Annotated in this window: 11 protein-coding genes and 1 tRNA gene; 6 read left to right on the top strand and 6 right to left on the bottom strand. The window is 64.8% G+C overall.

What is annotated here, in order from left to right; all coding sequences use genetic code 11:
• Positions 1-8: 8 nt before the first annotated feature.
• Positions 9-899: a hypothetical protein gene (locus QA645_RS19845; RefSeq protein ID WP_283052443.1), complete on the bottom strand. Its 891-nt coding sequence runs from the start codon at positions 897-899 to the stop codon at positions 9-11.
• A gap of 446 nt (positions 900-1,345) precedes the next feature.
• On the opposite strand from QA645_RS19845, the gene QA645_RS19840 reads away from it, so the two are divergent.
• The 5 genes from QA645_RS19840 to QA645_RS19820 are packed head-to-tail and all read left to right on the top strand — an operon-like array spanning position 1,346 to position 8,138.
• Positions 1,346-1,633, top strand: a complete 288-nt coding sequence (locus QA645_RS19840) for a hypothetical protein (protein ID WP_283053261.1) — start codon at positions 1,346-1,348, stop codon at positions 1,631-1,633.
• A gap of 56 nt (positions 1,634-1,689) precedes the next feature.
• A complete protein-coding gene (gene ihpA / locus QA645_RS19835; RefSeq protein WP_254193995.1) occupies positions 1,690-2,964 on the top strand; it encodes a divalent metal ion exporter subunit IhpA in 1,275 nt (424 codons plus the stop codon).
• The gene (gene ihpB / locus QA645_RS19830; RefSeq protein ID WP_283052439.1) at positions 2,961-3,938 is read left to right on the top strand and encodes a divalent metal ion exporter adaptor subunit IhpB; all 978 of its coding nucleotides are present in this window, start codon (positions 2,961-2,963) and stop codon (positions 3,936-3,938) included. Before ihpA ends, ihpB begins: the two co-directional genes overlap by 4 nt.
• A complete protein-coding gene (locus tag QA645_RS19825; protein ID WP_283052437.1) occupies positions 3,931-7,149 on the top strand; it encodes a CusA/CzcA family heavy metal efflux RND transporter in 3,219 nt (1,072 codons plus the stop codon). Before ihpB ends, QA645_RS19825 begins: the two co-directional genes overlap by 8 nt.
• 2 nt (positions 7,150-7,151) lie before the next feature.
• On the top strand, positions 7,152-8,138 hold the full coding sequence (locus tag QA645_RS19820) for a cation diffusion facilitator family transporter (protein ID WP_283052435.1): 987 nt from the start codon (positions 7,152-7,154) through the stop codon (positions 8,136-8,138).
• Positions 8,139-8,341: 203 nt separating this feature from the next.
• Here QA645_RS19820 and QA645_RS19815 read toward each other — a convergent pair whose 3' ends face one another.
• Together QA645_RS19815 and QA645_RS19810 are read right to left on the bottom strand one after the other, a co-directional pair.
• Positions 8,342-9,202 carry a methyltransferase domain-containing protein gene (locus tag QA645_RS19815; protein ID WP_283052434.1) on the bottom strand — a complete coding sequence of 287 codons (861 nt, stop codon included), beginning with the start codon at positions 9,200-9,202 and terminating at the stop codon, positions 8,342-8,344.
• Positions 9,203-9,243: 41 nt separating this feature from the next.
• Positions 9,244-9,498, bottom strand: coding sequence for a hypothetical protein (locus QA645_RS19810; RefSeq protein WP_283052432.1), 255 nt, complete (start codon positions 9,496-9,498; stop codon positions 9,244-9,246).
• A 148-nt stretch (positions 9,499-9,646) separates the two neighbouring features.
• Between QA645_RS19810 and QA645_RS19805 the strand changes: the two genes are divergently transcribed.
• A tRNA-Val gene (locus QA645_RS19805) sits at positions 9,647-9,723 on the top strand.
• A 140-nt stretch (positions 9,724-9,863) separates the two neighbouring features.
• Here QA645_RS19805 and QA645_RS19800 read toward each other — a convergent pair.
• The 3 genes from QA645_RS19800 to clpX all read right to left on the bottom strand — a co-directional run bounded on the left by QA645_RS19800 (position 9,864) and on the right by clpX (position 14,359).
• Positions 9,864-10,268 (bottom strand): GFA family protein, encoded by a 405-nt coding sequence (locus tag QA645_RS19800; RefSeq protein WP_283052430.1) that lies wholly within the window; start codon positions 10,266-10,268, stop codon positions 9,864-9,866.
• 70 nt (positions 10,269-10,338) lie between these two features.
• The gene (lon, locus tag QA645_RS19795) at positions 10,339-12,762 is read right to left on the bottom strand and encodes an endopeptidase La (RefSeq protein ID WP_254131890.1); all 2,424 of its coding nucleotides are present in this window, start codon (positions 12,760-12,762) and stop codon (positions 10,339-10,341) included.
• A gap of 325 nt (positions 12,763-13,087) precedes the next feature.
• Complete coding sequence (clpX, locus tag QA645_RS19790) at positions 13,088-14,359, bottom strand: ATP-dependent Clp protease ATP-binding subunit ClpX (protein ID WP_018320118.1); 1,272 nt, start codon at positions 14,357-14,359, stop codon at positions 13,088-13,090.
• Between the last annotated feature and the right edge of the window lie 359 nt (positions 14,360-14,718).

Below are 14,718 nucleotides of genomic sequence, written 5' to 3'. Positions count from 1 at the left end.
CTTCTCCGCTACGGCACTGGCATCCCGCGCCGACCGCGGTGGAAACGGTTCGAGCTCGCCATCCAGTTCGGCAACGGCTCGCCGTCGCGGTGCCGCCCGCCGGCAACGGCTGCAGCCCAGGCGACCGCGGCACCGATCAGGGCCGCCGCCGCAATCGAGAAGGCGACGATCACCGAATTGCGCCGGGCGCGGTTGATCGCTGTATGCGCGTCGACGATCGATGCATCGACCCGCTTCTCGGCGTCCGCCGCAGACAGTCCCGTCAGCGCCGTGACCTGCTGCGCCAGATAGTTGCGATCATCGAGCACGACGCCACTATGGCTCGACGACGTCATCAGGATGCGCCCGGCCTCCGCGCGGGCTTCCCGCATGTCGGCGGGAGGCCGCCGCGGTGCGCGGAACAGCTTGTCGAGCTCGTAGCTGAGCAGCGGCTCGGCGGATGATGCATTGCCGCTCGCGCTGCGCACCGGCGAGCGTTCGAGCGCCGCCGCCCCGATGATCGCCAGCAGCGTCGCGCCGATCAGCACGGCCATCGCCCAGGATGTCAGCCCATGAAGCCCGTCGCGCCGCTCACCGTCATCTTCGATCGTTGCCAGACCAGGGGCTGGCCGTGCCGTCCGGCCGGCGATGTAGCCGCCGAAGCCAAAGCTGATGATCGCCTGGATGATCAGGTAGAGTCCCGACAGCAATGCCAGCGCCGCCGAGGCATCGCGCCACGTCGGCGAAGCCGAACTGACACCAAGCCCGATCGCGACGCCAAAGCTGACCAGGATGAACGACATCGCGCCGGACGCGAAAGCGCCGGCGATGACGGAGCTCCACTGGATGCTCCGGCTTTCCTCGGCGGCGACGAGGCCGCCCTCCATCACGTCTTCCCGCACGAGAGTTTCGATCGCCATAGCAGCTCTCTCAGCGCAGGCCAAAGAACGACAGGATCGCCATGATCACGACGATCAAGCCGATCAGATAGATCAGTCCGTCCATAGTCCCATCCTCCTCAAATGCTCCGAGGCGCTAATGAGGGGGACGGGAGAACGTTCCTAATTTTGCACCGGGCTACGGAACGAACCGCTGGGACGCGGATTATCGCCGCAAGTCCCAAAGGATGAGATTGTGAGCACAAGAGGCCTTAGCCCGTCAGTCGCGGGCTGAGGCCTTTTCGTCTAGGCTCGTGCGACATCGAGTTCCCCACACGTAACAATGTTGCGGGTCGACACTGTTCCCGGCTCCGTGCTACCCGAAGCGGATCAGGAACCTGAGTGTCGCAGTGACCACGATCCGCCGCCCCCACAGCTTTTACTCCTTGCGCCGCTGGCGCGGGCTGGTGGCTGTGCTCGTTGCGGTGATGTACCTGCTGTCGGGCGCGCTGCATGGCGCGCACGACATCGATGTGACCAGCCCGGCCGGCGGCTCGGAGATCGCCTCGATCCTCGATGACGGCCCAGCCGGTCATGGCGATCACAAGGCCATCGGTGGTCATCACTGCCACGGCTGCTTCTCGGTGGCCGTCATGCAGACCGCGCAGTCCGAAACCGCGACCGACATGGTTGCCACGCCGGTTCTGCAACGCGCGCCCGCGCTCGTGGGTATCGCGCCGGACACGGACTCCCCGCCCCCCAAACATCTGACCTGAACTGATCAGCCGGGCGCTGCATGCGCCCACGATGCTTTTGTTCACAGGTCACCTTCATGTCTTGCAGACGAACTGCCGCGCGCCTTGCGTGCGCGATGGCGATTTTGGTCAGCCCCTGGCTGACCCAGCACGCCCACGCCCAGACGCTGACGATGCGCGCCGCGCTGTCGCGTGCGCTGGCCGCGAGCCCGCGCTTGACGGCGGCGGAGCGCGACGTCGGCATCGCCACGGGCCAGCGCATCCAGGCCGGTGCCCTGCTCAATCCGGAACTGTCCTATGAACAGGACAATTCGTTCGGCTCCGGCATCTATCGCGGCACCAAATCGGCCGAGACCACGCTCCAGATCAGTCAGGCTTTTGAGCTGTTCGGCAAGCGCGACGCCCGGATCGCGGCCGGCGCGGCCGGCATCGAGGTCGCAGCGATCCAGCGCAAGGCGATCAGGCTGGAGGTACTGTCGGAGACGGCGATTGCCTTCCTCGGCGTGCTCGGCGCGCAACGGCGCATCCAGATCCTGGACGAGCAGATTGCAGCGATCGACAAGCTCACGCCGCTGTTGCGCCGCCGCGTCGAGGCCGGCGCCTCCTCGCCGGCCGAGACCGGCCGCGCCGAGGTCGCCTCCGCCCTGGTCAAGGCCGACCGCGAGCGCTTCAAGGCGACGCTGGCAAGCGCCCGGCGCGAGCTGGCGGTGCTGATGGGCGATCCCGCCGCGAAATTCGGCGAGGTCTCCGGCCGGCTCGACACCATGGGCAAGCCACCGACGTTCCAGTCGGTCGTCGCCGCGATCGATGCCAATCCGCAGCTGGTGCGCTGGACCGCGGTCTATGCGCAACGAAACGCCGAGCTGTTGATGGCGCGGCTGAGACCCTACCCTGACGTGCGGATCGCGGCCGGCTGGCGCCATTTCAACGAGACCAATGACGATGCCGTGCGCCTCTCCGTCTCGGTGCCCATCCCCGTGTTCGACCAGAACCAGGGCAACATCCTCTCGGCGCAGGAGAGCCTCGCCAAGACCCGCGCCGAGCGCGAGGCCAACCGCAACACGCTGATCGTAATCGCGGGCCGCGCTTACGACTCGCTGCAGGGCTCGCTGCGCGAACTCGCGGTGCTGCGCGAGACCGCGATCCCGAAGGCGACTGAAGCCTCCGAGGCGATCTCGCAAGGCTACGGCCAGGGCCGCTTCAGCCTGCTCGAAGTGCTCGACGCCCAGGCCAGTGTCGCCCAGGCGCGCTTGCGCGAACAGGAGGCGCTGCAGAACTTCCATGCCGGCGTTGCGACCATCGAAGGCCTCGTCGGCAATCCCTTTGCGCTGGCCCGGGAGAGCGCACGATGAAGACGTCGTCCACCATCTTTGTCGCCATCCTTGCCGCCGCGCTCGGCGCCTACGGCTATTCCATGCTCGCCCCGGCCAAGGTTGCCTCGACCGAGCACGCCGAGGATAAGAAGCCGGAGAAGCCGAACGACCACGTCGAGCAGGACGAGCACGGCGCCGACCGGATCCGCATTTCTGACGTGAAGCTGGCGGCCGCCGGTGTGATCTTGGCGGAAGCCGCGAGCACCACGCTGACCGATACGCTCTCCTTCAACGGCATTTTGCGCGCCAACCAGGAGGCCGTGGTGCAGGTGACACCGCGCTTTCCGGGTGTGGCAAAATCGATCCAGAAACGCATCGGCGACAAGGTCGGCAAGGACGACCTGCTCGCCAGCATCGAGAGCAACCAGAGCCTCACCGTCTACGAGCTGAAGGCGCCGATCGCCGGTACCATCATCGAACGGCAGATCTCGCTCGGCGAATACGCCTCCGAGCAGAAGCCGGCCTTCGTCGTCGCCGACCTCTCGACCATCTGGGTCGATCTCTCGATCTATCGGCAGGACCTCAAGCGTGTCCGCCTCAAGGACGAGGTGCTGATCGATCCCGACGACGGCCGCGGCGAGATCAAGGGCACGATCTCCTACATCGCACCCGTGGGCTCGAGCGAGACCCAGACCGCGCTCGCCCGCGTGGTGCTGCAAAATCCCGACGGGCGCTTGCGCCCTGGACTGTTCGTCACCGCGCGGCTGATCCTCGCCGCCCGCAACGTCGCCGTGGCCGTGCGCCGCAGCGCGATCCAGACATTGGAAAACAGGACCATCGTGTTCGTCCGCGAGGACAGCGACAAGATCGAAGCGCGCCCGGTGGAGCTTGGGGATTCCGATCCGCAATTCATCGAGATCAAGGCGGGCCTCACAGCCGGCGAGCACTACGTCGCCGAAAACAGCTTTGTCGTGAAGGCCGAGATGGGCAAGGGCGAGGCCGAACATGATTGAGCGCCTGATCGCCGTCTCGCTGAAGCATCGCTGGCTCGTGCTCCTGCTCGCACTCGGGGCCACAGCCTTCGGCGCCTGGAATTTCCAGCGGCTTCCGATCGATGCCGTGCCGGATATCACCAACGTCCAGGTCCAGATCAACACCCGCGCGCCCGGCTATTCGCCGCTGGAGACCGAGCAGCGCATCACCTTCCCGGTCGAGACCGCGATGGGTGGCCTGCCCAAGCTCGACTATACGCGCTCGCTGTCGCGCTATGGCCTCAGCCAGGTGACGGTGGTCTTCAAGGACGGCACCGACATCTATTTTGCCCGTCAGCTGGTCGGCGAGCGCATCCAGCAGGTGAAGGACCAGCTCCCGGCCGGCGTCGAGGTCGCGATGGGCCCGGTCTCGACCGGGCTCGGCGAGATCTTCATGTACACTGTCGAGGCGAAGGCCGGCGCGAAGACCCAGGGCGGCCACGACTATTCGCTGACGGATTTGCGCACCGTGCAGGACTGGATCATCCGGCCGCAGCTTCGCAACGTGCCGGGGGTCATCGAGGTCAACACCATCGGCGGCTTCGAGCGGCAGTTTCACGTGCTGCCGGACCCCGGCAAGCTGATGGCCTACCGCCTCGGCTTCCGCGACGTCATGGCGGCGCTCGCGGCCAACAATGCCAATGTCGGCGCCGGCTATATCGAGCGCAACGGCGAGCAATATCTGGTTCGCTCCCCGGGCCAGGTCGGCAATATCAGTGAGATCCGGGACATCGTCATCGGCTCGCGCGGCGGCAATCCGGTCAGGATCAGGGACGTCGCCGTCGTGACCGAAGGCCGCGACCTGCGCACGGGCGCAGCGACGCGTGACGGCGAGGAGACCGTGCTCGGCACCGCCATGCTGCTGATCGGCGAGAACAGCCGCGCGGTGGCGACCGGCGTCGCCGCCCGTCTTGCGGACATCGCCAAATCGCTGCCCGAGGGCGTGGTCACGCGCACCGTCTACGACCGCACCCATCTGGTCGAAGCAACCATCCGCACGGTCGAGAACAATCTTCTCGAAGGCGCGGCGCTGGTGGTGGCCGTGCTGTTCCTGATCCTCGGCAACATCCGCGCCGCGCTCGTGGTGGCCTGCGTCATTCCGCTGTCCATGGCCATGACGGTCACCGGCATGGTCGAGACCAGGGTGAGTGCCAATTTGATGAGCCTCGGCGCGATCGACTTCGGCATCATCGTCGACGGCGCCGTGATCATTGTCGAGAATTGCCTGCGCATGCTCGCCGAGGCGCAACGCGAGAAAGGCGGGCTGCTCTCCACCTCCGAACGGCTGCGCACGATCCTGCGCGGATCGAGCGAGGTCATCAAGCCGAGCCTGTTCGGAACGCTGATCATCGCCGTGGTCTATCTGCCCGTCCTGACGCTGACCGGCGTCGAGGGCAAGATGTTCACGCCGATGGCGCTGACCGTGCTGATGGCGCTGGGCGCCGCCGCGCTGTTCTCCATCACCTTCGTGCCGGCGGCGGTGGCGATCTTCGTGACCGGAAAAGTGTCCGAGCACGAGAACCTGTTCATGCGGATGGCCAAACGGGCGTATCTCCCCCTGCTCCGACTCGCCATCGACAATCGCATCACGGTTGCCGTCGTGGCCGCCGTGATCGTCCTCGCAAGTGGCGTCGCCGCCTCGCGCATGGGCGGCGAGTTCATCCCGAGCCTGGACGAAGGCGATGTCGCACTGGCCTCGATCCGGATTCCCGGCACCAGCCTGACGCAGTCGCTGGACCTGCAAAAGGCGCTGGAAAAGCGCGTCACGCAGGTTCCTGAAGTGAAGGAGTTCTTCACCCGCATCGGAACGGCGGAGGTCGCGACCGACCCGATGTCGCCGGCGCAGACCGACGGCTACATCATGCTCAAGCCGCGCGCCGAATGGCCGGATCCGCTCAAGCCGAAATCCGAGGTGGTCGAGGCTATCGACAAGGCTGCCGACGACATTCCCGGCAGCGCCTATGAAATCTCCCAGCCCGTTCAGCTCCGCGTCAACGAACTGATCTCCGGCGTGCGCAGCGATGTCGGCATCAAGGTGTTTGGTGACGACCTCGACATCCTGCAGGGCGCCGCCAAACAGGTGGAGGCCGCGATCCGCGGCATTCGCGGCGCCAGCGACGTCAAGATCGAGCAGGTCTCCGGCCTGCCGATCCTCACCGTCCGGCTCGACCGTCAGGCGCTGGCCCGCTATGGCCTCAGCATCGGCGAGGTGCAGGGCATCGTCGAGATCGCGGTCGGTGGCAAATCGGCAGGAAAGCTGTTCGAGGGCGACCGGCGCTTTGAGATCGTGGTGCGCCTGCCGGAGCACCTGCGCGGCAATCTCGATGCGATCAGAGCGATTCCGATCCCGCTGCCGCCGAGCGAGGAAGCCCCATCCAGCACGGCCATTCGAACCGCGCTGTCCGCATCTCCCCTCGCCCAGATGCGCTACGTGCCGCTTTCGTCGGTTGCCACCGTCGATGCGACGCCCGGCCCCAATCAAATCAGCCGCGAGAACGGCAAGCGCCGCGTGGTTGTCATGGCCAATGTTCGCGGGCGCGATTTGCGATCCTTCGTCGCCGAGGCACAAGCCGCCGTCGCGGAGAAGGTCAAGCTGCCGCCGGGCTACTGGATCGGCTGGGGTGGCCAGTTCGAGCAGCTGGTCTCGGCGACCAAGCGGCTGACCATCGTGGTGCCGGTGGCGCTCGCGCTGGTGTTCCTGCTGCTGTTCATGGGCATGGGATCGGCGGCGGACGCGGCGCTGGTGTTCTCCGGCGTGCCGCTGGCACTCACCGGCGGTGTCGCGGCGCTGCTGCTCCGCGGAATCCCGCTGTCTATCAGCGCCGGCATCGGCTTCATCGCACTGTCGGGCGTCGCCGTGCTCAACGGCCTCGTCATCATCGCCTTCATCGAGCGCCTCCGCAGCGAGGGGCGCCCGATCGCCGAGGCCGTGCGCGAGGGCGCGCTGACGCGGCTGCGTCCGGTGCTGATGACCGCGCTGGTCGCCTCGCTCGGCTTCGTGCCGATGGCGCTCGCGACCGGCGCCGGCGCCGAAGTGCAGCGGCCGCTCGCGACCGTCGTGATCGGCGGCATCATCTCCTCGACGGTGTTGACGCTGCTCGTGCTGCCGGCGCTCTACGTACTGTTCCGGCGTGACGCGACGGGCGAAACGCCTACAATGGCGCCTGATTTGGCGATTTCCCGGGAGCGCTAGGTTTGGGCAGCCACGACCATCACGGTCATCACCACCACGATCATGCCGGCCATTCGCATGATCATGGTCACGACCACAGCCATGATCATGGTCTTGGCCATGCGCATGTCCATGCGCCCGCCAATTTCGGCAAGGCGTTCGCGATCGGCATCACGCTCAACACCGCGCTGGTCATGGCCGAGGCCATTTACGGCTATCTCGGCAACTCCACCGCCCTGCTTGCGGACGCCGGCCACAATCTGTCCGACGTGCTCGGCCTCATCGTGGCCTGGGGCGCCTCGATCGCGGCGCGGCGCGCGCCGAGCGGCCGCTTCACCTATGGCTTCCGCGCCTCCACCATTCTGGCGGCGCTGGCGAACGCGGTGTTCCTGCTGGTCGCCACCGGCGCGATCGGCTGGGAAGCGATCCTGCGGCTGCGCGAGCCCGCGCCGGTCGCGGGCGTCACCGTGATGGTGGTCGCCGGCATCGGCATCCTCATCAACGGCTTCACCGCCTTGCTGTTCGCCAGCGGCCGCAAGGACGACATCAACATCGAAGGCGCGTACCTGCACATGGCCGCCGACGCCGCGGTCTCGCTCGGCGTCGTGATGTCGGCGGCGCTGATCATCTGGACCGGCTGGCTCTGGCTCGACCCCGTCACCAGCCTCGTCATCTGCGCCAGCATCCTGTGGGGCACGACCAGCCTGCTGCGCGGCTCCATCGACATGTCGATGGCGGCGGCGCCGAAGGGCACCGACCTCGTTGCCATTAAGGCCTTCCTGCTCGCGCGGCCCGGTGTCTCGGCGATCCACGATCTCCACGTCTGGCCGATCTCGACCACCGAGACCGCGCTGACCTGCCACCTCGTCATGCCCGCAGGCACCGTCGATGCATTCCTGATGGAGACGGCGCAGCTGCTGAAGAGCAGCTTCCGCATCGGCCACACCACGCTCCAGGTCGAGACGCACCCGGACAATGGCTGCGCGCTGGCGCCGGATGATGTGGTGTAGGGTCTGCGTCGGGCGCCAAACTCCGCTGTCGTCCCGGACAAGCGAAGCGCAGATCCGGGACCCCCGCGCGAGCGCTTGCGCTCGTCGCGAGAACCACAGGAAGCGGTTTACGAAGACTCGGAGTTGTCAGCTCGCGCCACAACCACTCCCTGTGGTTATGGGTCCCGGCGTTCGCCGGGACGACACCGAGTGTGTGGCGACACCTACTCCGCCTTCGCCGTCACGATCCAGATCGCCCCCGGAAGCGCGACGCTCTGCCCCTTCAGGAACGGCGCAAGCGTCTCGCGGATCGAGGCCTTAGCCGCCGCGTACGTCTCCGGCGGATGGCCCTGCAGCGCGCGGCTGGCGGGGCCGATCTGGAGCGAGCCGTCGACGGCGGCATCGAGCCCACCGCCGATGGCGATGTCCATCGGAAGGTTATGCGGCTCCATCGCCACGTCGACGAAGCCGGCGCCTTTCAGGATGCGCGTCACGCGTTCCTCCGAGGCGAAGGCGAACGGGCCCGGCTCTTCCGGCCCGACCGGCGGCATTTTGGGAACGTGTTTGTAGACCGCCATCAACGGCGCCATCATCCACGGATTCTCCTTCGGCTCGCGCCAGCAGGCAAAGGCGAGCCGCCCTGTCGGTTTCAGCGCGCGGTGGAGGTTGGTGAAAGACGCAATCGGATCGGCAAAGAACATCACGCCAAAGCGTGAGGCGAGCAGATCAAAGCTCGCCGGCTCGAACGGATGCACCGTTGCATCCGCCAGCACGAAATCCAGCGGCAAGCCCTTCGGTGCAAACGCACGGGCCTGCGACAGCATCGGATCGGAGACGTCGAGGCCGAGCGCAAAGCCATTCGGCGCGACAGCTTTCGCGAATGCAAAGGTCGTCGCCCCCGAACCGCAGCCGACATCGAGAACGCGTTCGCCCGACTTCGGCTTCGCGCGGGCGATCAGCACATCGGCGATCGGTCCGAGCAGGCTCTCCTGCGCTGAGTGCCGGTCGGCCCAGCGCTGGCCGCTCGGGCCGTTCCAATAGGCAATCTGGTCGGCGTTTTGGTCGTGTCCGCTGGGCTGTTGCATGGGAGCCTCTGTCGTTACGGGTTAACGTGACGCTTGCTGCATCATTCGTAGAATTTTGCGGCCAACATCATCTCAGCCAAATTCTTCCAGCCCGGCGTCGTCGGGGTTGGGAGTTGTTGATTCCGATAGTAGCCGTCCATGCCCTGGACCCAGCCAGATAGCGCTTCAAGAAAGCGCTCGAGCGTGTCGTTTTCCCACTCTCCACGATTTGCAAGCAGGTCACGGCGCAACGCATCAACGAAAATGACGAAATCGGAGCGCGACGAGACCGACTCCGCAAGCTTGCTCAAATCCATTTCTGTTCACCAACGATCAAGCCCTAAAAGGCACGCTCTCATTGCGGTGGTATCACGCTCAAGGCGGTTTCAGCCTCAAAATTGGGTCAGGTTGCGGCGCCACCGCCCCTTGCTCCTCACCCCATCGGAGCGCTAAAGAGGCGCCGTGGGGCGGTTAGCTCAGCTGGTTAGAGCATCTCGTTTACACCGAGAGGGTCCGCGGTTCGAATCCGTGACCGCCCACCAGCCTTCGCTCGCTTCGCGAGCTTCGGCTCGGCAAGCCAGCCATTGACCTTATTGGCGCGAAGCGAGCGAAGGCTGCCGCGCCGAAGCCCAGCGTGCGAAGGCGGGCTTTGAGCGGGAAGCTCCGGCTAGGCAAAGCCCCCTCAATCTCCCGGCCGGCCCGGCAGCAGCGGCACCGCATCGATCCATACCGCAGCCGACTGGCACCAGATCTGCCTGACGGGCCGCAATTTGTCGCGCTGGCGGATCGATCCCCAGCGGATGCCCCAATCGTCGGCCTGGTCGCCCTCGCCGCTGGTGAACAGCGGGGAACCGCAATCGGCACAGAAGTGCTGGAAGCGCATCCGGCCGTTGTCGCCGCGCTTGCCGTAGACCTTCGGCGCGCCGGCGGTGAGCTTGACGTCGGCAGCGGTGCAGATCGCGGTCACCCGGAATGGCGACCCCGTCAGGGTCTGGCAGTCGCGGCAATGACAAACCGAGACCGCCTCGGGGTCGACCTCGGCCTCGAAGGTGATTTGCCCGCAATGACAGTGACCGTCGACCTGCATCGCATTCCCCTTCCCCAAAACAAAAACGGCGCCCGAAGGCGCCGTTTTATCATCTTTTCGAGTTGCGATCTCAGTGCGCGGTCAGGCCGCCGGCGGCTTCGTCGCCATCGGGCTTCACCGTCACCTTGGTGTCCTCTTCCCAGACGATCGGCACGGGCTTCTTCACCAGTGCCTTGGCGATGACATCGTCGAGACGGGAGACCGGGATGATCTCCATTCCGCCCTTGATCGCATCGGAAATCTCCGTGAGATCCTTGGCGTTGTCCTCGGGGATCAGCACCGTCTTGATGCCGCCGCGGGCCGCGGCCAGCAGCTTCTCCTTCAGACCGCCGATCGGCAGCACGCGGCCGCGCAGCGTGATCTCGCCGGTCATCGCGACATCGTGGCGGACCGGAATGCCGGTCATGACCGAGATGATCGCGGTGGCCATGGCCACGCCCGCCGACGGACCGTCCTTCGGCGTCGCGCCTTCCGGCACGTGCACGTGGATGTCACGCCGGTCGAACAGCGGCGGCTCGATGCCGTAGGTGATCGCGCGGGAGCGGACGTAGGACGCCGCCGCCGAGATCGATTCCTTCATGACGTCGCGCAGGTTGCCCGTGACCGTCATCTTGCCCTTGCCGGGCATCATGACGCCTTCGATGGTCAGCAGCTCGCCGCCGACATCGGTCCAGGCAAGGCCGGTGACGATACCGACCTGCGGCTCGCTCTCGATCTCGCCGAAGCGGTACTTCGGCACGCCGAGCAACTCTTCCAGAGTCTTCTCGGTGACCTTGACCGACTTCTTCTTGGAGATCATCAGCTCCTTCACCGCCTTGCGGGCCAGTGTGGAGAGCTCACGCTCCAGGTTACGCACGCCCGCTTCGCGGGTGTAGCGGCGGATCAGAAGCAGCAGCGCGTCGTCGTCGATCGAGAACTCCTTGGAGTCCAGGCCATGCTTGGACACCGCGGTCGGGATCAGATGCTTGCGCGCGATCTCGACCTTCTCATTCTCGGTGTAACCCGCGATCCGGATGATCTCCATGCGGTCCATCAGCGGGCCGGGAATATTGAGCGTATTCGCGGTCGTGATGAACATGACGTTCGACAGATCGTAGTCGACCTCCAGATAGTGGTCGGCAAACGTCCCGTTCTGCTCGGGATCGAGGACCTCGAGCAAGGCCGAGGACGGATCGCCGCGGAAATCGGCACCCATCTTGTCGATCTCGTCCAGTAGGAACAGCGGATTGGACGACTTCGCCTTCCGCATCGACTGGATGATCTTGCCGGGCATCGAGCCGATATAGGTGCGGCGGTGACCGCGGATCTCGGCCTCGTCACGCACGCCGCCGAGCGACACGCGCACGAACTCGCGGCCGGTCGCCTTCGCGATCGACTTGCCGAGCGAGGTCTTGCCGACGCCGGGAGGTCCGACGAGGCACAGGATCGGGCCCGTCAGCTTGTTGGCGCGCGACTGCACCGCGAGATACTCGACGATACGTTCCTTGACCTTCTCGAGCCCGTAGTGATCGGAGTCCAGAATGGCCTGCGCCGATTCCAGATCCTTCTTCACCTTGGACTTCTTGTTCCACGGGATCGACAGCAGCCAATCCAGATAGTTGCGCACGACGGTCGCTTCCGCGGACATCGGCGACATCTGGCGCAGCTTCTTCAATTCATGCTGCGCCTTCTCGCGCGCTTCCTTGGAGAGCTTGGTCTTGGAGATCTTCTCTTCGAGATCGGCGAGCTCGTCGCGACCATCGTCGTCGCCGAGTTCCTTCTGGATCGCCTTCATCTGCTCGTTGAGATAATACTCGCGCTGGGTCTTCTCCATTTGTCGTTTGACCCGAGAACGAATCCGCTTCTCGACCTGCAGCACCGAGATCTCGCTCTCCATCAAGCCCAGCACCTTCTCCAGGCGCGTGGTGACAGACAGCGTCTCCAGGATGCCCTGGCGATCCGCGATCTTGACAGCAAGATGAGAGGCAACGGTGTCGGCGAGCTTGGCGAAGTCGGTGATCGCCTGCACGACGCCGACGACCTCGGCCGAGATCTTCTTGTTGAGCTTCACATAGCTCTCGAAGTCGGACACGACCGAGCGCGCCAAGGCTTCCGCCTCGACCGACTTCGCATCGGTGTCGGCGAGCGCGACGGCGGTGGCTTCGTAATAGTCGGCGCGATCGGTGTACTTCTGCACGCGCGCACGCTCGAGCCCTTCGACCAGCACCTTCACGGTGCCGTCGGGAAGCTTCAAGAGCTGCAGGACGCTTGCGAGCGTGCCGGTCTCGTAAATGGCATCGGGCGCCGGATCATCGTCGGACGCGTTCTTCTGCGTCGCGAGCATGATCAGCGCGTCGTTCTTCATCACCTCTTCGAGCGCGCGGATCGACTTCTCGCGACCGACGAAGAGCGGAACGATCATGTGCGGGAAGACGACGATATCGCGCAGCGGCAACACGGGATAAGCGTGCGTCTCACCATGGACAATGGTTGGCCGGGGTTTTGGATTAGTCATGGCCTTTTCCTTTTGCTTTGCCCCCTCGCACGCAGTCCGCTTCTCTCATGCGCAACCGCCACAAGGTGCCGAGGTGATCCACAAAACCAGCCTACCATTTCAAGGTTGGACCGGGCTTGCCGGATCGGAACTGAGGCGAATCTTGAACAGAATTCTTGCTCGCCGCCGACATTAGGTGGCTATCGACCCGGGGGGTGTCAAGTCATTGAAAAACACGCGCCATCAGGCGCTTACGCACTTGGGTAAGCGACGCAACGCCGGCTGCGGAGGACATGTCCGCAGCCGCTACTATGAATGACGACAGGAGCGTTCCAGCGCCGCAAAATCAGGCGCTGGCGTTCTCGACGGCACGATCGGACCGATCGGCGTAGATGTAGAGCGGACGCGCCGTACCTTCCACGACTTCGCGGGAAATCACGACTTCTTCCACACCTTCCAGGCCCGGCAGGTCGAACATGGTCTCGAGCAGGATCGCTTCGAGGATCGAACGCAGACCACGCGCGCCGGTCTTGCGCTCGATCGCCTTGCGGGCAACCGCGCCAAGCGCCTCGTCGGCGAAGGTCAGCTCGATGTTCTCCATCTCGAACAGCCGCTGGTACTGTTTCACGAGCGCGTTCTTCGGCTCGGTCAGGATCTTCTTCAGCGAGGTCTCGTCCAGATCCTCGAGCGTCGCCACGACCGGCAGACGGCCGACGAACTCGGGGATGAGGCCGTACTTCAGGAGATCCTCAGGCTCGACGTGACGGAAGATCTCGCCGGTGCGGCGGTCTTCCGGCGCCATCACCTGGGCGGCGAAACCGATCGAGGTCGACCGACCGCGCGCCGAGATGATCTTCTCGAGGCCGGCGAACGCACCGCCGCAGATGAACAGGATGTTGGTGGTATCCACCTGCAGGAATTCCTGCTGGGGATGCTTGCGGCCGCCCTGCGGCGGGACCGAAGCCACCGTGCCTTCCATGATCTTCAGCAGCGCCTGCTGCACGCCCTCACCCGACACGTCGCGCGTGATCGAGGGATTGTCGGACTTGCGGCTGATCTTGTCGATTTCGTCGATGTAGACGATGCCGCGCTGGGCGCGCTCGACATTGTAGTCGGCAGCCTGGAGCAGCTTCAGGATGATGTTCTCGACGTCCTCACCGACATAGCCGGCTTCGGTCAGCGTCGTCGCATCCGCCATCGTGAACGGCACGTCCAAGATGCGCGCGAGCGTCTGCGCGAGCAGCGTCTTGCCCGAACCGGTCGGACCGATCAGCAGGATGTTCGACTTCGCGAGCTCGACGTCGTTGTGCTTGGTCTGGTGGTTGAGGCGCTTGTAGTGGTTGTGCACCGCGACCGACAGGACCTTCTTCGCATGGCTCTGGCCGATGACGTAATCGTCGAGAACCTTGCAGATTTCCTTCGGCGTCGGAATCCCGTCGCGCGACTTGACCAGCGAGGATTTGTTTTCCTCGCGGATGATGTCCATGCAGAGCTCGACGCACTCGTCGCAGATGAAGACCGTGGGACCCGCGATCAGTTTGCGGACTTCGTGCTGGCTCTTGCCGCAGAACGAGCAATATAGCGTGTTCTTGGAGTCGCTCGTGCCGACCTTACTCATTCATGTCTCCGTCCGCGGTTCGATCCCGTCCGCTCGATCGTCCCATCCCGAAACGTTGGCGGGTAAGGGATTCAAATAGAGCAAATTCCGTACCAAAAAAGACCCTACGCGTTACATCCCGTGCGAATCACGGTCACTCGATTCTCCGCGATCATAGCCGATCATTCGTAGCCAACCATGCTGTCACCCGACTATCAAGAATTCGCTAATCAGGGGCTCGCTGGCTACCCGTGACAATACCGTGATTTCACGTCTTGGCACGGGCGAAGTGACAGAAATCACCCCAGCGTTGCTGGATTACCACGAAAAAACGAGCACGAAAGCGGAACTTTCTGCCTGCCGCAGGGCGCAAAACTGGA

It is taken from the genome of Bradyrhizobium sp. CIAT3101 (genome assembly GCF_029714945.1).
Classification (GTDB): domain Bacteria; phylum Pseudomonadota; class Alphaproteobacteria; order Rhizobiales; family Xanthobacteraceae; genus Bradyrhizobium.
Note: the sequence above shows the minus strand (reverse complement) of the source record. Positions and strands in the feature narration are given on the sequence as shown.

Coding starts and splice junctions, on each gene's coding strand:
- QA645_RS19845 (WP_283052443.1), bottom strand. CDS start 899: ATGGCGATCGAAACTCTCGTGCGGGAAGACGTGATGGAGGGCGGCCTC.
- lon (WP_254131890.1), bottom strand. CDS start 12,762: ATGACTAATCCAAAACCCCGGCCAACCATTGTCCATGGTGAGACGCAC.
- ihpB (WP_283052439.1), top strand. CDS start 2,961: ATGAAGACGTCGTCCACCATCTTTGTCGCCATCCTTGCCGCCGCGCTC.
- QA645_RS19800 (WP_283052430.1), bottom strand. CDS start 10,268: ATGCAGGTCGACGGTCACTGTCATTGCGGGCAAATCACCTTCGAGGCC.
- QA645_RS19825 (WP_283052437.1), top strand. CDS start 3,931: ATGATTGAGCGCCTGATCGCCGTCTCGCTGAAGCATCGCTGGCTCGTG.
- QA645_RS19815 (WP_283052434.1), bottom strand. CDS start 9,202: ATGCAACAGCCCAGCGGACACGACCAAAACGCCGACCAGATTGCCTAT.
- QA645_RS19840 (WP_283053261.1), top strand. CDS start 1,346: ATGTACCTGCTGTCGGGCGCGCTGCATGGCGCGCACGACATCGATGTG.
- QA645_RS19810 (WP_283052432.1), bottom strand. CDS start 9,498: ATGGATTTGAGCAAGCTTGCGGAGTCGGTCTCGTCGCGCTCCGATTTC.
- ihpA (WP_254193995.1), top strand. CDS start 1,690: ATGTCTTGCAGACGAACTGCCGCGCGCCTTGCGTGCGCGATGGCGATT.
- clpX (WP_018320118.1), bottom strand. CDS start 14,359: ATGAGTAAGGTCGGCACGAGCGACTCCAAGAACACGCTATATTGCTCG.